Source organism: Pantoea sp. B550, from assembly GCF_024158165.1.
Lineage (GTDB): Bacteria > Pseudomonadota > Gammaproteobacteria > Enterobacterales > Enterobacteriaceae > Pantoea > Pantoea alfalfae.
On sequence record NZ_JAMYXI010000003.1, the window covers coordinates 1,925,529 to 1,946,943 of the forward strand.

19 protein-coding genes are annotated in these 21,415 nt (G+C 55.4%); 12 read left to right on the top strand and 7 right to left on the bottom strand.

Annotation, left to right across the window (positions count from 1 at the left end):
• Positions 1-9: 9 nt before the first annotated feature.
• The 6 genes from rbsK to NIM72_RS12135 all read right to left on the bottom strand — a co-directional run bounded on the left by rbsK (position 10) and on the right by NIM72_RS12135 (position 5,396).
• Positions 10-939 carry a ribokinase gene (gene rbsK / locus NIM72_RS12110; RefSeq protein ID WP_253420530.1) on the bottom strand — a complete coding sequence of 310 codons (930 nt, stop codon included), beginning with the start codon at positions 937-939 and terminating at the stop codon, positions 10-12.
• Positions 940-1,001: 62 nt separating this feature from the next.
• Positions 1,002-1,877, bottom strand: coding sequence for a ribose ABC transporter substrate-binding protein RbsB (gene rbsB / locus NIM72_RS12115; protein WP_098051971.1), 876 nt, complete (start codon positions 1,875-1,877; stop codon positions 1,002-1,004).
• A 25-nt stretch (positions 1,878-1,902) separates the two neighbouring features.
• A complete protein-coding gene (gene rbsC / locus NIM72_RS12120; RefSeq protein ID WP_161733336.1) occupies positions 1,903-2,874 on the bottom strand; it encodes a ribose ABC transporter permease in 972 nt (323 codons plus the stop codon).
• Entirely contained in the window at positions 2,871-4,379 is a 1,509-nt protein-coding gene (gene rbsA, locus NIM72_RS12125; RefSeq protein ID WP_161733334.1) for a ribose ABC transporter ATP-binding protein RbsA, read from the bottom strand. The genes rbsC and rbsA overlap by 4 nt, the downstream gene beginning before the upstream one ends.
• A gap of 7 nt (positions 4,380-4,386) precedes the next feature.
• Entirely contained in the window at positions 4,387-4,806 is a 420-nt protein-coding gene (gene rbsD, locus NIM72_RS12130; protein ID WP_253420533.1) for a D-ribose pyranase, read from the bottom strand.
• A 182-nt stretch (positions 4,807-4,988) separates the two neighbouring features.
• Entirely contained in the window at positions 4,989-5,396 is a 408-nt protein-coding gene (locus tag NIM72_RS12135) for a YgiW/YdeI family stress tolerance OB fold protein (protein WP_161733330.1), read from the bottom strand.
• A gap of 162 nt (positions 5,397-5,558) precedes the next feature.
• On the opposite strand from NIM72_RS12135, the gene qseB reads away from it, so the two are divergent.
• On the top strand, positions 5,559-6,230 hold the full coding sequence (gene qseB, locus NIM72_RS12140) for a quorum sensing response regulator transcription factor QseB (protein ID WP_253420548.1): 672 nt from the start codon (positions 5,559-5,561) through the stop codon (positions 6,228-6,230).
• On the top strand, positions 6,218-7,573 hold the full coding sequence (gene qseC, locus NIM72_RS12145; RefSeq protein WP_253420550.1) for a quorum sensing histidine kinase QseC: 1,356 nt from the start codon (positions 6,218-6,220) through the stop codon (positions 7,571-7,573). The genes qseB and qseC overlap by 13 nt, the downstream gene beginning before the upstream one ends.
• Before the next feature lie 15 nt (positions 7,574-7,588).
• Here qseC and kup read toward each other — a convergent pair whose 3' ends face one another.
• Complete coding sequence (kup, locus tag NIM72_RS12150; RefSeq protein WP_013359553.1) at positions 7,589-9,457, bottom strand: low affinity potassium transporter Kup; 1,869 nt, start codon at positions 9,455-9,457, stop codon at positions 7,589-7,591.
• A gap of 292 nt (positions 9,458-9,749) precedes the next feature.
• Here kup and ravA point away from each other — a divergent pair, with 292 nt between their 5' ends.
• The 10 genes from ravA (at position 9,750) to atpE (ending at position 21,326) form a co-directional block, all read left to right on the top strand.
• Positions 9,750-11,246, top strand: coding sequence for an ATPase RavA (ravA, locus tag NIM72_RS12155; RefSeq protein WP_253420552.1), 1,497 nt, complete (start codon positions 9,750-9,752; stop codon positions 11,244-11,246).
• Positions 11,243-12,703: an ATPase RavA stimulator ViaA gene (viaA, locus tag NIM72_RS12160; protein WP_253420554.1), complete on the top strand. Its 1,461-nt coding sequence runs from the start codon at positions 11,243-11,245 to the stop codon at positions 12,701-12,703. The genes ravA and viaA overlap by 4 nt, the downstream gene beginning before the upstream one ends.
• A gap of 71 nt (positions 12,704-12,774) precedes the next feature.
• Positions 12,775-14,913 (top strand): 5-histidylcysteine sulfoxide synthase, encoded by a 2,139-nt coding sequence (ovoA, locus tag NIM72_RS12165; RefSeq protein ID WP_253420556.1) that lies wholly within the window; start codon positions 12,775-12,777, stop codon positions 14,911-14,913.
• 104 nt (positions 14,914-15,017) lie between these two features.
• Complete coding sequence (asnC, locus tag NIM72_RS12170; protein ID WP_003849496.1) at positions 15,018-15,479, top strand: transcriptional regulator AsnC; 462 nt, start codon at positions 15,018-15,020, stop codon at positions 15,477-15,479.
• Between the two features lie 155 nt (positions 15,480-15,634).
• Positions 15,635-16,075 (top strand): FMN-binding protein MioC, encoded by a 441-nt coding sequence (gene mioC, locus NIM72_RS12175; protein WP_161733308.1) that lies wholly within the window; start codon positions 15,635-15,637, stop codon positions 16,073-16,075.
• Between the two features lie 432 nt (positions 16,076-16,507).
• Positions 16,508-18,397 (top strand): tRNA uridine-5-carboxymethylaminomethyl(34) synthesis enzyme MnmG, encoded by a 1,890-nt coding sequence (gene mnmG / locus NIM72_RS12180; RefSeq protein WP_161733306.1) that lies wholly within the window; start codon positions 16,508-16,510, stop codon positions 18,395-18,397.
• Positions 18,398-18,444: 47 nt separating this feature from the next.
• Positions 18,445-19,062, top strand: coding sequence for a 16S rRNA (guanine(527)-N(7))-methyltransferase RsmG (gene rsmG, locus NIM72_RS12185; protein WP_222924812.1), 618 nt, complete (start codon positions 18,445-18,447; stop codon positions 19,060-19,062).
• Between the two features lie 711 nt (positions 19,063-19,773).
• A complete protein-coding gene (atpI, locus tag NIM72_RS12190; RefSeq protein ID WP_013359561.1) occupies positions 19,774-20,154 on the top strand; it encodes a F0F1 ATP synthase subunit I in 381 nt (126 codons plus the stop codon).
• Positions 20,155-20,162: 8 nt separating this feature from the next.
• Positions 20,163-20,981: a F0F1 ATP synthase subunit A gene (atpB, locus tag NIM72_RS12195; protein ID WP_161733302.1), complete on the top strand. Its 819-nt coding sequence runs from the start codon at positions 20,163-20,165 to the stop codon at positions 20,979-20,981.
• Between the two features lie 105 nt (positions 20,982-21,086).
• A complete protein-coding gene (gene atpE, locus NIM72_RS12200) occupies positions 21,087-21,326 on the top strand; it encodes a F0F1 ATP synthase subunit C (RefSeq protein ID WP_003849523.1) in 240 nt (79 codons plus the stop codon).
• The last annotated feature ends 89 nt before the right edge of the window (positions 21,327-21,415 follow it).

Consider the following 21,415-nt stretch of genomic DNA (forward strand, 5'->3'; position numbering starts at 1 on the left):
CTCAAGCGCTTAACCCTGCTGCAGCAAAAATTCATCGATCTCCGCGCGCCACGGCACGGAGGGCTGTGCACCTGAACGCGTAACGGCAATCGCGGCGGCGGCATGGGCAAATCGCACCGCGTCATACATCGGCTTCTGTTCCAGTCTTGCGGTAATAAAGGCACCGTTAAAGGTGTCGCCTGCCGCAATGGTATCAATAGCTTTAACGCTGAAGCCTGCAATACGCTGACCGTCTCCCTGCTCGCTCAACCAGACACCGCGGCGACCCAGCGTAATCAGTACCGTGCCGATGCCTTTCGCATGCAGTGCTGCCGCCGCGCGGGCCGCATCTTCATCATTGTTAACCGCAATGCCGGTCAGACTCTCCGCTTCCGTTTCATTCGGAGTAATAATATCGATCAGCGCCAGCAACTCATCGGAGAGAGGGGTGGCAGGTGCCGGATTGAGAATAACCTGCGTCTGATGCTGTCGGGCAAATGTCGCGGCGGCCAGCACGCTCTCCAGCGGTGATTCCAGCTGCATTAAAAGTGCATCGGCACCGGCAATGACCGGCTGATGACGCGCCACGCAATCAGGCGTTAGCGCCGCGTTTGCACCGGAGTAGATGCCGATAGTGTTCTCACCGTCACCGTTGACGAAAATCATCGCCACACCGGTCGACTCGCCTTCAACCACTTCTACAGGCGTGGTATCAATATTGTCCTGTGTGAGCTGCTCACGAATACGTTCGCCAATGTCGTCAGCGCCCACACAGCCTATAAAGGCGATATCGGCACCCGCACGACCCGCGGCGACCGCCTGATTCGCGCCTTTACCGCCAAACGCAACCTGATAATTCTGCCCGATCACCGTTTCACCGGGACGAGGGAAGTGCGCCAGATTAAGGATGTGGTCAGCGTTAATGCTGCCAAGAACGGCCAGTTTTGCGTTTTTGCTCATTAGGGGAGTCCGGAATAAGTGCGCCACCGGGAGGGTGGCGCGGTGCCCTGCTTTTCTTTGAGTTATTGAGTGACCAGCTTCAGGTCGACCGGATTGATCGCCTTCACTTTTTCACCCTTCAGCACTTTATCAGCGGTGTCCACGCCGATCATGCCAATTTTGTCTGGCATCTGTGCCACGGTCGCAGACAGTTTGCCAGCTTCTACGGCTTTCACGCCATCAGCAGTGCCGTCAAAACCAACCACGATCACACCTGTTTTTCCGGCGGTCTGCAGCGCACGCAGTGCACCCAGCGCCATTTCGTCGTTCTGAGCGAATACCGCCTGAACATCCGGATGCGCCTGCAGCAGGTTCTGCATGACGTTCAGACCTTTGGTACGGTCAAAGTCAGCAGGCTGGCTGGCGAGGATCTGGAATTTATGCGCATCAGCGGCCTGTTTGAAGCCCTCGCCACGTTCGCGGGCAGCAGAGGTGCCGGCAATGCCCTGCAGCTCAATAATTTTGGCATTTTCGCCGACTTTTTTGGCGATAAAATCACCGGCCATTTTACCGCCGAAACGGTTATCGGAAGCGACGTGGCTGACCACGGTGCCCTGTGCCGCAACACGATCCAGCGTGATGACAGGAATGTTCGCCTGGTTAGCCATCTTGACTGCGTTACCTACGGCATCAGAGTCAGTCGGGTTGATCAGCAGTAGCTTAGTACCGCGAACGGTCAGATCCTGCACGTTCGCCAGCTCTTTAGCCGGGTTGTTCTGTGAATCCAGCACCACCAGGTTATAACCCAGTTTGTCCGCTTCTTTCTGAGCACCCTCTTTCAGAGAAACAAAGAACGGGTTGTTCAGGGTTGAAACCACCAGCGCGATGGTATCTTTTGCCATAGCGCTGGTACTGAGCGTTGCGCCGAGGATCATGGCCAGTGCGGTTAACTTTTTCATCTTATTATCCTGTGTAAGGTCAGAGTTATTTACTGCTTTTATTATCCACCAGCACCGCCAGCAGGATGACTACCGCTTTAACGATCATCTGGTAGTACGAAGAGACGCCCATCAGGTTCAGGCCGTTGTTCAGGAAGCCGAGGATCAGCGCGCCAATCAGGGTGCCGAAAATACGGCCTTTACCGCCAGCCAGACTGGTTCCGCCTAACACGACCGCAGCAATCGCATCCAGCTCATAGCCGGTACCCGCCGTCGGCTGTGCTGATGAGAGACGCGCCACTTCAATGGTGCCCGCCAGCGCCGCCAGCATGCCGCTCAGTGAATAGACGATGATTTTGACGCGATTCACATTGATGCCTGAGAGACGCGTTGCCGCTTCGTTACCGCCAAGCGCATAGATATAGCGACCCAGACGCGTGTGCTGCAGCATGTACCAGGCGGCGACAAAGACCAGCGCCATCAGCCAGACCGGCGCAGGGATACCCAGCGGGCGACCAATACCAAACCAGCCCAGCAGATCGGCATTGGCACTGAAGCCGGTGTTAATCGGGCTGCCGTCGGTGTAGACCATGGTGACACCGCGCAGCAGCAGCATCATGACTAGCGTGGCGATAAAGGCCTGAACCTTACCGCGCGCCACAATGGTGCCGGTCAGGGCACCGATTGCCGCACCCAGCGCCAGCGAAGCCGCTACCGCGACCAGTGCATTGACTTCCATGCCCACCAGCGATGCACCGACCGCACCGGTCAGGGCCAGCAGCGATCCCACAGAGAGGTCAATACCGGAAGTCAGGATCACCAGCGTCATCCCGACCGCCATAATGGCATTGACCGAGGTCTGCTGCAGAATGTTGAACAGGTTCGCCACGGTAAAGAAGTTCGGGCTCTGGCTGGCCACTACGGCAATCAGCACCACCAGCGCAATCAGCGACTTCTGTTCCAGTAGCCAGCTTTTGCTAAACCAGCGACGGCTGGCCGGTAAAGTTTGGGTCGTCATACCACTAAATCCTCGCTGTGTTGCTTGCCTACGGCGGCTGCCATCAGGCTCTCCTGAGTGGCGTCTTCTCGGGTAAATTCGCCGCTGATACGGCCTTCATGCATCACCAGAATCCTGTCGCTCATACCCAGCACTTCCGGCATTTCCGAGGAGACCAGGATGATGCTCAGCCCTTCGGCTTTAAACTGGTTAATCAGTTGGTAGATCTCTTTCTTCGCACCGACATCCACACCGCGGGTCGGTTCGTCCAGAATCAGCACGTTAGGGCGGGTCATCAGACCGCGGGCAATCGCCACTTTCTGCTGGTTGCCGCCTGAAAGCAGGCCAATCGGCTGCTCCATAGAAGGGGTTTTCACGTTGAACAGCCGGATAAAATCGCCTACCGCCAGCTGCTCTGCTGCATGTTTCAGCGTGCCGCTGCCGTGACTGAAATAGCCTAACGCCGTCAGCGACATGTTCTCTTTCACTGACATGCCCAGCACCAGACCATCACGCTTACGATCTTCCGAGATATAGACGATACCGTTAGCCAGTCCATCCTGTGGCGAACGCGTCACCACTTCCCGGCCATTGAGCCACATTGCGCCTTCACGACGCGGCAGGGCGCCGTAGAGTACCTTCATCAGTTCAGTACGGCCCGCGCCCATCAGGCCCGAAATGCCAAGGATTTCACCTTTGCGCAGACTGAAGCTGACGTTCTCCACGCCCGGCCCGCTGACGTTTTCCACTTTGAGCCGCACGTCGCCGGGCGCCTGATTAAGATGTGGATATTGATCTTCCAGCTTGCGTCCGACCATCATCTCGATCAGGCTCTCTTCGGTCAGCTCGCTGACCGGACGTTCAGCAATAAACTGACCGTCGCGGAATACGGTGACGTCATCGCAGATCTCAAAGATCTCTTTCATGCGATGCGAGATATAGACGATGCCGCAGCCCTGCGCTTTCAGTTCGTTGATCACCCGGAACAGCGACAGCGTTTCGGTATCCGTCAGCGCATCGGTCGGCTCATCCATGATGATGACCTGCGACTCAAAGCTCAGCACTTTGGCGATTTCGACCATCTGCTGATCGCCAATCGACAAATCGCCAACCAGCTTGTGGCTGTTGAAGCGCAGATTGAGCCTTTTAAGCAGCGCATCGGCTTCGGCATACATACGCGGCCACTGGATACGGCCAAAACGACCCACATATTCGCGACCGAGAAAAATATTTTCCGCCACGGTTAACTGAGGGATCAGGTTCAGCTCCTGATGGATGATGCCAATACCCGCTTCCTGAGACGCTTTCGGTCCACTGAAACGGGTCTCTTTACCGAGCCAGCGCAGCGTACCGGCATCATATTGATAGATCCCGGTCAGCACTTTCATCATGGTGGACTTGCCTGCGCCGTTCTCGCCCACCAGCGCCATCACGCGTCCTGCACGGACATTCAGCGACGCACCCTTCAGGGCTTTCACGCCCGGAAAGGATTTTTCAATGCCGTCGAGTTGCAGTAAAGGTTGCATAGCGGCCTCAGAAGGTCACACCGGCGCAGAGGATGACATTCGCAAATGGAGAGCACTCTCCGCTGCGAATGACCGCCTGACTACGCTGCGTTTGTTGTTTGAATTTTTCATGACTGGTGTAGCTGATGGTGATGCTATTCCCCTGGTGCTGTTGCAAGGCTTCGAGCACGGCGACGAGCGCGCTATGAAGGTGCGGATTATGCTGCTTAATCTCCTCCGCGATCAGGGCACTCTCTACCTGCATCTCCAGTGCGACAGCATTCACCACCTGCATAAAATCGGGCGTACCCGGCGTAAGCGCTAAGTCGATGCGTCGCGGTCCTGCCGGAATGGGCAAGCCAGCATCGGCAATCGTCAGCGTATCCGTGTGTCCCAGGCGGGCAATCACATGAGAGAGTTCTGCGTTTAAAAGGCGACCTTTTTTCATCTTTTCACTCCATAGCGAAACGTTTCGCTGTCTGAAGTGTATGAAAAGCCCCCATCAACTCAACCGGCAAAGAAGAAATCTGTGATCGCTATCGAAACGTTTCGCTCACGCGGGGAGAAATTTGCATTAAGGCGGGGAATGGGACGAAAAAAGGGCCGCGAATGCGGCCCTGAAGTAAACGATTAAGGCAGTTTCTTAACCTGCTTAACGTCCATCTCAATGCTGTTGAAATCTTTGTCCAGTTCACCCGTCAGCTCAACGTTATCTTTGGGCGTGATCGTCTGGCCGTTCCAGTGCTTGTGGTCAATTTCGACCTTCATGGTGCCGGTCTGGTCGCGGAACAGATAATCTTCCTTGCCGATCTGTTTTTCCAGCTTGCCGCGCACGGTGATCCAGCTGTCATCTTTCATCTCTTCAGCCTGCTTCACGGTCACCACACTGGTGTTATCGGCACTGAAGCCGCCCTGACCGGATGCTGACGGCGTCTGTGCGGCCGGCGCACTGGGATCAACAAATCCGCCCTGCTGTGCAGCGAAAACCGGGGCGGAAGCCAGCATAACGACGGCCAGAATTGCAGCGTGCTTTTTCATGGTGTACCCCTTTCTCAGTGGTGTTTTCGGTTTGAATACGCCCAGTTGACCACAGAGTTCTTAACAGCTTCTTAAGCGTGAAAAATAAGCCATTTTCGCCGAAATCAGCTGTACAGGGAGGAAGTTGCTTCGTATAAAGCGCTATCAGAACAGGGAGACGTAATGCGTATTTTACTGATTGAAGACGATCGCTTAATTGGCGACGGTATCAAAGCGGGACTGAGTAAACTGGGCTTCAGCGTTGACTGGTTTACCTCTGGTGAGTCGGGCTTTAACGCGCTGCAGGCCGCGCCCTGGGATGCGGTGATTCTGGACCTTTCTCTGCCTGAGCGGGATGGGCTCGATATCCTGCGGCAGTGGCGGCAGCAGGGAAATGATGTACCGGTACTGATACTGACTGCCCGCGATGCGCTCGATCAGCGGGTTGAAGGCCTGCAGATGGGAGCCGATGATTATCTGTGTAAACCCTTTGCCTTAACCGAAGTGGCCGCGCGCTTACAGGCGCTGATCCGCCGCCGTCATGGTCAACTGCAGCCCGAACTCCGTCACGGTAACGTGGTGCTGATCCCCGGCAGCCATAGCGTCATGCGCGATGGCGAAGCGATCGAGTTAAAAAGCCGTGAACTGGCGCTGCTGGAACTCTTTATGCGCAACCCAGGACGGGTGCTGACGCGCAGCCAGCTGGAAGAGAAGCTCTACAACTGGGACGCCGATGTCTCCAGCAATGCGGTAGAGGTCCACATTCATCATCTGCGTAAAAAACTGGGCAGCGCGTTTATCCGCACGCTGCACGGCGTCGGCTATACCCTGGGAGCCGCTGAATGCGATCAATGAGCCTGTTTCTGCGGCTGGGTATCGGTTTTGTGCTGCTGCTCGGGCTCTGCTGGGCCAGCGCCAGCCTGAGTGCCTGGCATCAGACCCGTGAAACCCTTGATGAGCTGTTTGATACCCAGCAGATGCTGCTGGCCAAGCGCCTGCTGACGCTTGATTTCTCTTCGCTGGATAACACCACGCTGCCCCGAACCAAAGCGATGCTGCGCCACCATCGTGGGGAGCAGGATGACGATGCCCTGGCCTTTGCTGTTTTTACCCGTGACGGCAGGCAGGTGATGAATGATGGCGATAATGGCCGCTATCTGCCGTTTGAGGCGGACTATCAGGGATTTCATGAGGGTCAGCTCACCAATGATGACGATCGCTGGCGGTTTGTCTGGCTGACCACGCCGGATCAGAAATTCCGGGTAGTCGTCGGTCAGGAGTCGGAATACCGCGACGACATGACGCAGGATCTGATGAAAGCCAGTATGCTGCCCTGGCTGATCGCACTGCCGTTTATGCTGCTGTTGCTCATCGGCCTGGTCTGGTCTGAACTGCGGCCATTGAAAACGCTGGCACAGCAGCTGGCGCAGCGCGCGCCCGATGACGATACGCCGCTGCAGGCAGACCGCGTGCCGAAAGAGGTACAGCCGCTGATGATTGCGCTTAATGGCCTTTTCAGCCGTATCAGCGCCATGATGCAGCGTGAACGGCGCTTTACCTCCGATGCCGCGCATGAGCTGCGCAGTCCGCTGGCCGCGCTGCAGGTGCAAAGCGAAGTGATCCAGCTGACTGCGGATGACGAAGTGATGCGAACCCATGCGCTGCAACAACTGGATGCCGGCATTGTCCGCGCCACGCGGCTGGTGGATCAACTGCTGACGCTCTCGCGGGTTGAAGCTGATGATGCACGCAGCGCCTTCGAACCGGTGGCGCTGAAACGCACGGTGCAGGAGACACTCGCCGCACAATTGCCGCTGGCGGATAAAACCGGTGTCACGTTGCGGCTGCACGCTGAGGCCGATCCACAAATTCAGGGCCATCCGCTGTTGCTGTCGCTGCTGGTGCGGAATCTGCTGGATAACGCCATTCGCTATACGCCTGCGGGCAGCGAAGTCGATGTGCAACTACAGGCAAACAGCCTGTCGGTGGAGGATAACGGCGAGGGTCTGAGTGCTGCCGACCTGCAACGGCTCGGTGAGCGTTTCTGGCGACCGCCAGGTCAGGAGAAGAGTGGGAGCGGGCTGGGATTATCGATAGTGCGTAATATTGCCCAACTGCACGGGATGCAGATTACGTTCAGCCAGCGACCCGGTGGCGGCTTGTGCGTCACGCTACGCTGGGCAGCGCCCACCCCGTAAGGCGGGCGCTGCCGATCAAATCTCGACCTGAGTGCCCAGCTCAATAACCCGGTTTGGCGGGATCTCAAACTGGTCTGGCGCACGGAGCGCATTGCGCTGCAGCGCCAGGAAGAGTTTGCCGCGCAGGCGCAGATACCACGGCCGCTTGCCGATGATCAGCGACTCATGCGACATAAAGAACGAGGTCTCCATCATGCGACAGTTGAGTCCTTCCAGCCCGCAACGATGGAAGATCTCCTCAACGTTTGGCGTTTCACGCCAGCCGTAGCTTGCCACCACCCGCCAGAAGGTCGGCGACAGCTGCTCAATAGTGACACGACGCACGTTGTGCACGTAAGGCGCATCTTCAGTGCGCAACGTCAACAGCACGACCCGCTCATGCAACACTTTGTTGTGCTTAAGGTTGTGCAGCATGGCAAACGGAATCACATTCAGGGCACGCGACATATAGACCGCTGTGCCCGGTACGCGAACCGGCGGCGATTTCTCCAGCGACGCGATCATTGCCTCCAGGGAGTTACCATGTTCGTGCATGCGGCGCAGCAGACGGAAACGTTCGCTTTTCCACGTCGTCATAATGATAAACATCACCAGGCCGAGACAGAGCGGCAGCCAGCCACCAGAGAAAATTTTCACCAAATTGGCGGTAAACAACGGCACGTCAATGCAAAGCATCAGCACCAGGATGACGGCGACCGCCAGCTTATTCCAGTGCCAGTTTTTAACCGCCACGGTGCAGGAGAGCATCGCCGTCAGCACCATAGTGCCGGTCACCGCAATACCGTAAGCCGCAGCCAGATTGCTTGAATGCTCAAAGCTGATAATCACAATCAGCACGGCGAAATAGAGCACCCAGTTGATCACCGGAATATAAATCTGGCCCGATTCGCGCTCAGAAGTGTGGATGATACGCATCCCCGGCAGATAGCCCAGTCGCACCGCCTGACGCGTCAGCGAGAAGACGCCAGAGATGACCGCCTGTGAAGCGATAACGGTGGCCAGCGTTGCCAGAATCAGCATCGGGATCAGCGCCCAGTCCGGGGCCAGCAGGAAGAAGGGGTTTTTAATTGCTTTAGGATCGCTGAGTAACAGCGCGCCCTGGCCAAAGTAGTTCAGCACCAGCGACGGCAGCACCACTGAGAACCAGGCCAGTCGAATCGGCACTTTACCAAAGTGACCCATATCGGCATAGAGCGCCTCAACCCCGGTAATCGCCAGCACGACTGCACCGAGGGCGAAGAACGAAACAGACTTATAGTGCAGGAAGAATTCAACCGCATAGGCAGGATTCAGCGCATGCAGCACGTCCGGGTTTCGCATGATGCCCATAACCCCCAGGATCGCCAGCACCAGAAACCAGACCAGCATTACCGGCGCGAAGAGTTTACCCACCATACCGGTGCCATGCTTCTGAATGGCAAACAGCAGCGTCAGTACGGCAATCGACATCGGCACAATAAAGGGATCCAGCGACGGCGCAGCAATCTCAAGGCCCTCAATGGCGGACATCACCGAAATGGCTGGCGTGATCACCACCTCTCCATAGAAGAAGCTGCCGCCAATCAGGCCCATGATCACCAGCACCGCCGTGGCGCGTGCACCGGTATGGCGGCCAGCCAGCGACATCAGGGTCAGTATTCCGCCTTCCCCGGCGTTGTCGGCGCGCATCACATAACTGATGTACTTCAGTGAGACCACCAGCACCAGCAGCCAGAAAATCAGCGACAGAAAGCCAAATACCGCTTCCCGCTCAACGCCGAAACCAAACTGTCCGGAGAGACATTCACGCAAGGTATACAGCGGACTGGTGCCGATATCCCCGTAAACAACACCAATAGCGGCCAGCGTTAATCCGCGAAGTGACTGCTTATTATCCGAGCTCATAGAGTTATCTTTTGTTGGAGTCTAAGAGGTGCAAAAACCCCTCGCTCAGGCCATCAAAAAGCGCACAGTATGCACGGTTTAACGAAAATTCCTATACCCGCTTCGCCTCGCGGTCAGGGTAACGGGGTCATTTCAAGACGATAAATTGTCATCCAGCACCACTTTTAAAACAGGCAAACCTTCTGAAACAAAAAAGCTGACAGCTATCAACGCTTTCACGCATGATGATCTATAGAGTAAGGCGCTTGCTTAAGCGCGGCGGCCCGACGATCGTAAGGACATTGATGTGATTATGGCTCAACCCCATCTTTTGGCAGAAAGAATTTCTCGCCTTAGCAATACGTTAGAAAAAGGATTATATGAACGGCACCATGCCATTCGCCTTTGCCTGCTGGCGGCGCTGAGCGGTGAAAGCGTGTTCCTGCTGGGACCGCCGGGCATCGCCAAGAGCCTGATTGCCCGCCGCCTTAAATATGCCTTTCAGCACGCCCGCGCCTTTGAATATCTGATGACCCGTTTCTCCACGCCGGAAGAGGTGTTTGGCCCGCTCTCCATTCAGGCACTGAAAGATGAAGGACGCTACCAGCGCCTCACTAAAGGGTATCTGCCCGACGCCGAGATTGTTTTTCTGGATGAGATCTGGAAAGCCGGTCCGGCGATTCTGAATACCCTGCTGACCGCTATCAATGAACGCCGTTTCCGCAATGGTGACAGCGAAGAGACCATCCCGATGCGGCTGCTGGTTACCGCTTCCAACGAACTGCCGGAAGCGGATAGCGGCCTTGAAGCGCTTTATGATCGAATGCTGATCCGCCTGTGGCTGGATAACGTGCATGAGAAGCAGAATTTTCGCAGCATGCTGACCCACCAGCAGGATGAACATACCAATCCCGTCGCGGAATCCCTGCGCATCAGTGATGAAGAGTATGCGCAGTGGCAGCTCGGCATCAGCCAGGTCAGCCTGCCCGATGCCGTCTTTGAGCTGATTTATCAGCTGCGTCAGCAACTGGAGAGCCAGCCTGCCGCACCTTATATTTCCGATCGTCGCTGGAAAAAAGCCATTCATCTGCTGCAGGCCAGCGCTTTCTACAGCGGTCGCAATACCATTGCCCCGATAGATCTGATCCTGCTGAAAGATTGCCTCTGGCACGACGTCGCGTCCATGCAGCTGCTGGAGCGAGAAATCGATCAGCTGATGACGCAGCATGCCTGGCAGCAGCAGCCGATGCTGCTGAAACTGCAGCAGATCAAAGCGCGTCGCCTGGCTCTGCAGCAACAGCAGAGCATCGCGCAGGCGATCACCCTGGAAAAACACAGCGGCATGTTCAGCCGCAAACCCCATTACGATCTGCCGGAAAGCTTTACCGATGAGCAACTGACGCTGATGCTGCAAAAGCCGCTGATGCTGCACGACATGCAGGTGACCCACCTGGTGATTGCGCGTGATGCCCTGAATCAGTGGCTACAGAAAGGCGGCGAGGTTCGCGGCAAGCTTAATGGGATTGGCTTTGCGCAAAGCCTGGATTTACAGGTGGATGCGCAGCACTGCCTGGCTATCCGTGATGTCAGCCTGCAATCGTCGCGTCTGACCCTGCCTGGCGTCAGCAACAGCGAGCCGTTGCCCGGTGAGATCACCGATGCGCTGGATGCGCTGGAGAGTGAACTGCGGTCACAGCGTCATCTGTTCAGCCAGCACCAGCGTTGCCTGTTTATCAGTGATGACTGGCTGGCGCGCATTGAAACCAGCCTGCAGGATGTGGCGGAACAGCTGAAACAGGCGCGTAAATGATCCCACTGGAGACGCTCAGCACACTGCTCTCCGTGGGTGAAACCGAACTGATTGAAGAGCTGATTATTGCCCTGCTGGCGTCTCCGCAGCTGGCGCTGTTTTTTGAAAAGTTTCCCGGGCTGAAAAAAGCGCTGTTGCGCGAGGTGCCACGCTGGCGAGCGGAGATCAACGCTGAGCTCAAAACCACACCGGTTCCGGCCACGCTGGCCGAAGAGTTTCAGCTGTTCCAGCGGGTGCAACTCCTCAGCGATCGTGAATTCAGCCACCAGCTGAATGCCACGCTTCAGGCGCTTGAAAGCCTCCCTTCCCCTTTTCTGGATGAAGCCAACCGGCTGGTGCTGCACACCGATACCAGCCATCTCAGCAGCGCGCAGCACCAGCTTTTTCTACAACGCTGGCGGCTCAGCCTGACCTTACAGACGCTGACGCTGAATCAGGATTTGCTGGAGCAGCAGCGCGAACGCCTGCTGGCGGAACTGCAGCAGCGCATGGCGCTGAGCGGTCAGCTGGCACCCATCCTCGGTGACGATGATGAAGCCGCCGCGGGCCGGCTGTGGGACATGAGCAAAGCGTCACTGCAGCCTGGTGACTATCAGCTGATGCTGCAATATGGCGACTTTCTGGCGCAGCAACCGGAGCTACTGAAGCTGGCCCAGCAACTGGGTCGCAGTCGCGAAGCAAAATCGGTGCCGTCAAAGGATGCCCCTATGGAAGCTTTTCATCATCTGGTGCAGGAGCCTGCCTCCGTGCCGGAGGAGGTCAGCGGCATTCATCAGAGCGATGACGTGCTGCGTCTGCTGCCACCGGAGTTAGCTGCGCTGAGCATCAGTGAACTGGAGCTGGAGTTTTACCGGCGGCTGGTAGAGAAACGGCTGCTGACCTACAAGCTGCAGGGCGATGCCTGGCATGAAAAGGTCACTATGCGTCCGGCCAGCCACCAGCAGCATGAAGAGCAGCCGCGCGGGCCGTTTATCGTCTGCGTCGATACCTCCGGTTCGATGGGGGGCTTCAACGAGCGCTGCGCCAAAGCATTCTGTCTGGCACTGCTGAAAGTTGCACTGGCCGATCGCCGTCGCTGCTACATCATGCTGTTTGCGCATGAGGTGATTGGCTATGAGCTGACCGGTGACGACGGACTGGAACAGGCGATTCGCTTTCTGAGCCAGCGTTTCCGTGGCGGCACCGATCTGGCCGCCTGCCTCTCTTCCGTTGTGACCCGAATGGAAGGCGCACTGTGGGAGGAAGCCGATGCGGTGATCGTTTCCGATTTTATTGCTCAGCGTCTGCCGGAAGAGGTGATCGGGACCATCAAAACGCGTCAGCGAAATAATCAGCAACGTTTTCACGCCGTGGCGATGTCGGCCCACGGGAAACCAGGCATTCTGCGCATCTTCGACCATATCTGGCGTTTCGATACCGGCATAAAAAGCCGTCTGCTGCGTCACTGGCGGCGTTAAGTCATCGGGCAGAAATGCACATTTGCTATAGTGAATTACCGTTTCACTTACTCAGCAATCTGGAGCTCCCTGTGACGCTTGCTCAACCTCATCGCGATCTGCCTGCGCCGACGCGAACGCTACTGCTCTCCGGCCATAACATTGAACAAAAACGTGCCGAATTGCTGGCCTATTTTCAGCAGACCTGGGAACAGTATGAAAGTCTGTTTACCTGTCTGGCCGATCCCCAGGCCTGGTTTACCAAAGCCATTCCGCTGCGCCATCCTTTAATCTTCTATTTTGGCCACACCGCTACCTTCTACATCAATAAGCTGATGGCCGGACGCCTTATCGACGCGCGTCTGGACGATCGTATCGAAGCGATGATGGCGATTGGTGTGGATGAGATGAGCTGGGACGATCTCAACGACAGCCACTATGACTGGCCCACTGTTGAAGAAGTCCGCGAATACCGCGGGCGCGTTAAAGCGCTGGTCAGCGATCTGATCCAGACCCTGCCGCTGACTCTGCCGATCACCTGGGAGAGTCCGGCCTGGGTGATCCTGATGGGCATTGAGCATGAGCGTATTCATCTGGAAACGTCCAGCGTGCTCATCCGCCAGTTACCGGTTGAATGGGTCAGACCGCAGGCCGCATGGCCGGTCTGTCCGATGGCGCGCCACCAGCGCGAAGCTGTGCCGGCCAATGCCCTGCTGCCGATGCCAGGCGGCACCGTCACGCTGGGTAAAACCGACGATACCTACGGCTGGGATAATGAATATGGCCGTCAGCAGATCGCGCTGCAGCCTTTCAAGGCGAGCAAAATGCTGGTCAGCAACGCAGAATTTCTGGCGTTCGTTGAGGCGGGCGGTTATCAGGATGCCCGCTGGTGGGATGATGAAGGCTGGGGCTGGTGTCAGTTTGCCAAAGCGGAGATGCCCACCTTCTGGGTCGGCACGCCAGCGATGCCCGATCAGCTTAAACTGCGTCTGATGTGTGAAGAAGTGGCGATGCCGTGGGACTGGCCTGCCGAGGTCAATCAGCTTGAAGCGGCGGCCTTCTGCCGCTGGAAAGCGGAACAGACCGGCATGAGCGTTCAGCTCCCGTGTGAAGCGGAGTGGGCTCAGCTGCGCGAGCAGGTTGCGGGCGATCAGCCGGACTGGGAGCGGGCACCGGGCAACATTAACCTGGCGTACTGGGCGTCCTCTTCACCGGTCGATCTCTTCGCCCAGGGCGACTTCTTCGATATCGTCGGTAACGTCTGGCAGTGGACGACCACGCCGACCAACGGCTTTGAAGGTTTTAAAGTCCACCCGCTTTACGATGATTTCTCTACCCCGACCTTTGATGGCAAACATTCGCTGATCAAAGGCGGTAGCTGGATATCGACCGGCAACGAAGCGCTGAAATCGGCACGCTATGCGTTCCGCCGCCACTTCTTCCAGCATGCCGGTTTCCGCTACGTGGTTTCCAGCCATCAGGAAACCATGGCGCTGAACCCGTATGAATCTGACGCCATGGTGTCGCAATACCTCGACTTCCAGTATGGCCCGCGCTATTTCGGCGTGGATAACTATGCCGAAAGCCTGGTAAACCTCGCGCTGAACTACACCACGGCACGCGGCGAGGCACTGGATATTGGCTGTGCCACCGGACGCGCCAGTTTTGAACTGGCTCGCCACTTTGGACGTGTCACCGGCATGGACTACTCGGCGCGCTTCATTGATGTAGCGCTTCAGCTGGCCAGCGGCGAAGACTTCCGTTATCTCCTGCCACAGGAAGGCGAGCTGGTGGAGTATCGCCAGGTTCGCCTGAAAGATTTCGCGCTGGAGAGCGAACTGGCGCAGCGGATTCAGTTTGTTCAGGGCGACGCCTGTAACCTGAAGCCACAGCCTGGCCGATACGATCTGGTGCTCGCCTCCAACCTGATTGATCGCCTGCGTCAGCCCGCGCGCTTCCTGCAGGATGTCACGCCGATGCTGCGTCAGGGCGGCATCCTACTGCTCTCATCGCCTTATACCTGGCTTGAAGATTTCACGCCGAAGGAGAACTGGCTGGGCGGCGTGCGTGAGAATGGTGAGGCACTGACGACGCTGCAGGCACTGCAACGTCTGCTGGCAGCCGACTTCGAGCTGGTCGATGATCCACAGGATAAACCCTTTGTGATCCGCGAAACGGCCCGCAAGTTCCAGCACACGCTGGCGCAGGTTACCGTCTGGCGTAAACGCTAAGTGAACCGGCAGCGGCGTCCGTCGCTGCCGGTAGTTGCCTGAACCGTTATTTTGCTGCACATTCACCCTTGTTTACTTAAAGCAGACCAATAACGAGGATGGCCATGGCCGAACATCTGCAGCTCGATAACCTGGATCGCGGCATTCTGAATGCCCTGCTCGACAATGCGCGCACTGCTTACGCCGAGCTGGCAAAACAGTTTAACGTCAGCCCCGGCACCATTCATGTCCGCGTGGAGAAGATGAAGCAGGCGGGCATTATCCTGGGCACCCGGGTTGATATCGATCCGCGCCAGCTGGGGTTTGATGTCTGCTGTTTTATCGGCATTATCCTTAAAAGCGCGCGTGACTATCCGGCTGCGCTGAGCAAACTGGATGCGCTGGATGAAGTGGTTGAAGCCTGGTACACCACCGGCCACTACAGCATCTTTATTAAGGTGATGTGCCGATCCATTGATGCCCTGCAACAGGTGCTGATCAACAAGATCCAGACCATCGATGAAATTCAGTCGACGGAAACGCTGATCTCGTTGCAAAACCCCATCATGCGCACTATCAAGCCCTGATCCTTCTCCGCCTTGTGCATAATCTTATCCCTGACGAATGTGGCGGCTGGCAACGGCTGCGTTCGTTTCTCTTAATCTATTAACCCTGTTGTCCACAGGTGGATCACCGCTTGATCACAGCGTACAATGCTCGCCTTAATGTCCGGGAGAGCAAGATGGCCGATATCACCTTAATCAGTGGCAGTACTCTGGGTAGCGCAGAGTATGTGGCTGAACATCTGGAAGAAAAATTACAGGAAGCGGGTTTCTCAACGCAGATGCTGCATGGCCCGGAGCTGGATGAAGTGCCACATGAGGGTATCTGGCTGGTGGTCTGTTCAACTCATGGTGCAGGCGATATTCCCGATAACCTGCTGCCGCTGTTCGAAGCCATCCGTGACAGCCAGCCCGATCTCTCTCAGGTTCGTTTTGGGGCAATAGGCCTCGGCAATCATGAATATGATCTCTTTTGTGGTGCGATCCGCCAGATTGAAGCACAGCTGATTGCTCTGGGAGCCCAGCAGATCGGCGATCGTCTGGAGATTGACGTGCTGGAGCATGAGATCCCTGAAGATCCGGCGGAAGCCTGGCTGGAAAGCTGGAAAAAGGCGATCTGAAGGGGGCTGGGGATCGCGAAATAGTGATGATCCCCAGTGGAAGATGCTGATTTTATCCTTTTCCGCTCGTTTATTTTGTGGATAACTACCCTCTTTTACTGCGTATAACCGGTAGTTATCCAAATAATAACCGTAGAACGATTTTTGAGCTGTGGATAACGTGCCATTTTGATCCCAGCTTATACGGATCAGGATCACCGATCACTCACAGCTAGTGATCCTCGTCATCCTGTTGTTTCTGTTCTGCTTCTGGCACATATCCACAGGCAGGCGGGATCCTAATAAGAGATCTAACAGAAAGATCATATACAGATCTAAGATCCTTTCTTTTAAAACCGGACGATCCCGCGACTTTCACCCCAGACGGAATTTGAGTAGAATCCACGCCCCAGGACGACGATCCTGCAAGTTCATCAACCGAGGTACCACTTCATGTTTTATCAGGATCCTTTTGACGTCATCGTAATTGGTGGTGGTCATGCGGGCACCGAAGCCGCAATGGCGGCAGCCCGAATGGGTCAGCAAACCCTGTTACTCACCCATAACATTGATACGCTTGGACAAATGTCCTGTAACCCGGCGATTGGTGGGATTGGCAAAGGACATTTGGTGAAGGAAGTGGATGCCCTGGGTGGTCTGATGGCCAGTGCGATTGACCAGGCGGGTATCCAGTTCAGGATACTAAACGCCAGCAAAGGTCCGGCAGTACGGGCCACCCGTGCTCAGGCAGATCGCGTGCTTTATCGGCAGGCGGTGCGTACGGCACTGGAGAATCAGCCTAATCTGATGATCTTCCAGCAGGCGGTCGACGATCTTATCGTGGAAAACGATCGTGTGGTGGGTGCCGTCACCCAGATGGGACTGAAGTTCCGCGCGAAAACCGTCGTGCTTACCGTCGGCACTTTCCTTGACGGCAAAATTCATATCGGTCTGGATAATTACAGTGGCGGTCGCGCTGGCGATCCTCCGTCCATTCCGCTGGCAAAACGACTGCGTGCGCTGCCGCTGCGGGTAAACCGCCTCAAGACCGGTACGCCACCGCGTATCGATGCGCGCACCATCGATTTTTCAGTGCTTAGCCCGCAGCACGGTGATCACCCGATGCCGGTTTTCTCGTTTATGGGTAATGCGTCCCAGCATCCGCAGCAGGTACCGTGCTGGATCACGCATACCAACGAGAAAACCCATGAGGTGATCCGTAATAACCTGGATCGCAGCCCGATGTATGCCGGGATCATCGAGGGGATCGGTCCACGCTACTGCCCGTCGATCGAAGACAAAGTGATGCGCTTTGCCGATCGTAACTCGCATCAGATCTTCCTGGAGCCGGAAGGGCTGACCAGTAATGAGATCTACCCGAACGGTATCTCGACCAGTCTGCCATTTGACGTACAGATTCAGATCGTCCGTTCCATGCAGGGCATGGAGAATGCGAAGATCGTGCGTCCGGGCTATGCCATCGAGTATGATTTCTTCGATCCACGCGATCTCAAACCGACGCTGGAGAGCAAATTTATTCACGGCCTGTTCTTTGCCGGCCAGATCAACGGCACAACCGGCTACGAAGAAGCGGCTGCGCAGGGGATGCTGGCAGGGCTGAACGCCGCCCGTCAGTCTGCCGATAAAGAGGGCTGGGCACCGCGTCGTGACCAGGCTTATCTGGGCGTGCTGGTGGATGATCTCTGCACACTCGGTACCAAAGAGCCGTACCGGATGTTTACCTCCCGTGCTGAATACCGCCTGATGCTGCGCGAAGACAATGCCGACCTGCGTCTGACCGAAACTGGTCGTGAACTGGGTCTGGTGGATGATGCGCGCTGGGCGCGTTTCAATCAGAAGCTGGAAGCGATTGAACAGGAGCGTCAGCGCCTGCGCGATATCTGGGTTCATCCGAAGTCAGAGCATGTGACGGAAGTGAACACGGTACTCAGCGCACCGCTGACGAAAGAAGCGAGCGGCGAAGATTTGCTGCGCCGTCCTGAGCTGACCTATCTGAAGCTGATGACGCTGGATGCCTTTGGTCCGGCACTGGCTGATGAGCAGGCCGCTGAGCAGGTTGAGATTCAGGTTAAATATGAAGGTTATATCGCGCGTCAGCAGGAAGAGATCGATCGCCAGCTGCGTAACGAGAACACACTGTTACCGGTGGAGCTTGATTATCGCCAGGTGAACGGCCTCTCAAATGAGGTGATCGCCAAGCTGAACGATCACAAACCGAGTTCGATTGGTCAGGCGACGCGTATCTCCGGCATCACCCCGGCGGCCATCTCAATTCTGCTTATCTATCTGAAAAAACAGGGTCTGCTGCGTAAAAGCGCCTGATCTGAAATGGGGCGAGGTGACTTGCCCCCGCTGAATGGACTTATGCTGTGATTAACTCACTCACGTCGCTGCTAAAGGCAGCCGGTATTTCCCTCTCCGATCAACAAAAACAGCAGCTGGTTGCCTATGTCGGCCTGCTGGATAAGTGGAACAAAGCCTACAATCTGACATCCGTGCGCGATCCGCAGCAGATGCTGGTTCGCCATATCCTCGACAGCATCGTGGTGGCGCCGCATCTGAAAGGCTCGCGTTTCATTGATGTGGGAACCGGGCCAGGACTGCCTGGCATTCCGCTGGCTATCGTGATGCCCGACGCGCACTTTACGCTGCTCGACAGCCTGGGCAAGCGGGTACGTTTCCTGCGTCAGGTTCAGCATGAGTTAGGACTCACTAACATTGCTCCGGTCCAGAGCCGGGTTGAGGCGTTTCCGGCTGAGCCGCCGTTTGATGGTGTCGTCAGCCGTGCATTTGCCTCGCTGACCGACATGGTGAACTGGTGTCACCATCTGCCTGGCGGGGAAGGGCGCTTTTATGCGCTCAAAGGTGTCCGCCCGGACGATGAAATAGCTGAGTTACCGGCCGGCTATGTCTCCGATGCAGTGATAAAGCTGCAGGTGCCTCAGCTGGAAGGTGACCGTCATCTGGTCATTATTCGTCATCAGTAGCCCTCTGGTTTGCAGGGATTTAACGTTTCTCTGCCAGGGTTTTAATCAGGGTGTAGATGAAAAAAGTGCAGATGATGCGTTATCAATAAAAGATTTTGATTAAGCCCAGGCTGAGCGAAGGTTAAAAACGGAGACGGAAATTATCCGAAAAGCTCTGTTACATTTAACGTTTAATTCACATTCGGTTATCAGAAATATCACTTGTATAGGCGGGTCGTGGAATAAAAGTAGTCACGCCGGAAAATATATCGTGGTAATAACTTTGCGTACGTAATATCAATTTCACGATTCTCATGCACAGTTCGATGTCAATAGCGTGTTTTCTGTGAAAATAGTCCTGCCTGCCCATTTTTGTAATTTTAATTTTATGATTTTAAAGGTTTAATTTGTTTTGCAGATTGTTCTTAAATAGGCCACAGATAAAACTCAATGTCGTGTGAGTGCTTATTATGTGATCTAAAGCACGCTTTAAAAGCAAGATGCGAGTGAATTTTCAGTCAGATTCGGGTGAATCTCTGCAGGGTAATCTTTGGAAAAATAGCCCTTCGGAAAGAAATTTAAATAATTGTTCACCTTTTCGCTACTTACCGATTGAAATCGCAGGTGCGGCCCGTATAATTTGCACGGCTTTTGCTGCTTGACTCAACTGCGCAAAGGCAGTCTTATACGACACGCGACATACCCCTAACGGGGCAGGAGAGTATCAGCGTCATGTCAGTGTCTCTTTACAGTGTAAAATTCGCCCGAACGGTGCTGATGATTCAGCTGGTGACGATAGTCATCATCGGCGGACTCTTTGCTGTTAAAGATGTCACCTGGGGTGTCTCTGCTCTTGCTGGCGGAGCGGCAGCCTGGCTGCCAAACGTATTGTTTTTGTTTTTAGCCTGGCGCCTGCAGGGGCAACCCCCCGCTTCGGGACGAGTCGCGTGGAGCTTCGCTTTAGGTGAAATTGCTAAAGTGTTTGCGACCATCATTTTGCTCATTGTGGCGTTGGGTCTGTTCGGGGCGGTCTTCTGGCCGGTCGGAATAACCTGGTTATCGGTGCTGGTGGTTCAAATGCTGGCACCGGCGGTAATTAACAACAAAGGGTAAGAGGCATCATGGCTGCAGGAGAAATCTCTACTCCGCAAGAGTACATTGGTCACCACCTGACTCATCTTCAGTTGGACCTGCGTACCTTCGAGTTAGTGAATCCGCACGACGTTCCCGCGACGTTCTGGGTATTAAATATCGATTCCATGTTTTTCTCTATGGTGCTGGGAATCATCTTCCTGGTGTTGTTCCGTAGCGTGGCGAAGTCTGCTACCAGCGGTGTACCAGGGAAAATGCAGGCGGCTATCGAACTGGTTGTCGGTTTCGTTGATAGTAACGTGCGCGACATGTATCACGGTAAGAGCAAACTTATCGCCCCGCTGGCTCTGACAATTTTTGTCTGGGTCTTCCTGATGAACTTCATGGATCTGCTGCCAATCGACCTGCTGCCATATATTGGTGAGCACGTATTGGGGTTACCGGCGCTGCGCGTCGTACCATCTGCAGACGTGAACATCACGCTATCTATGGCGTTGGGCGTATTTATTTTGATTCTGTTCTACAGCATCAAAATGAAAGGCATTGGCGGCTTCACGAAAGAGCTGACGCTGCAGCCTTTTAACCACCCGATCTTCATCCCGATCAACCTGATTCTGGAAGGTGTAAGCCTTCTGTCTAAGCCTGTGTCACTGGGTTTACGACTGTTCGGTAACATGTATGCGGGTGAACTGATCTTTATCCTTATTGCCGGTCTGTTGCCGTGGTGGTCGCAGTGGGTGCTGAATGTGCCGTGGGCCATTTTCCACATCCTGATCATTTCGCTACAGGCTTTCATTTTCATGGTCCTCACGATTGTCTATCTGTCGATGGCATCTGAAGAGCATTGATTTTTTTCTCAACACTACTTTCCCTCTTGATTCCGGGTTGCAGCGTACTCCGCTGAAGCCCGGAAGATGAAGGGAGCATTTAACTGAAACAAACTGGAGACTGTCATGGAAAACCTGAATATGGATCTGCTGTACATGGCTGCCGCTGTGATGATGGGCCTGGCGGCAATCGGTGCTGCGATCGGTATCGGCATCCTCGGAGGAAAATTCCTGGAAGGCGCTGCTCGTCAGCCTGACCTGATTCCTCTGCTGCGTACGCAGTTCTTTGTTGTAATGGGTCTGGTGGATGCAATCCCGATGATCGCTGTTGGTCTGGGTCTGTACGTGATGTTTGCTGTCGCCTAAAGCCCTGTGTTCACTCAGCGCACAATGTGCAGGGGTGAACGGATTCTGCCGCTTATCACAACGATAACGGCAGAAAAGTTAAATACTCA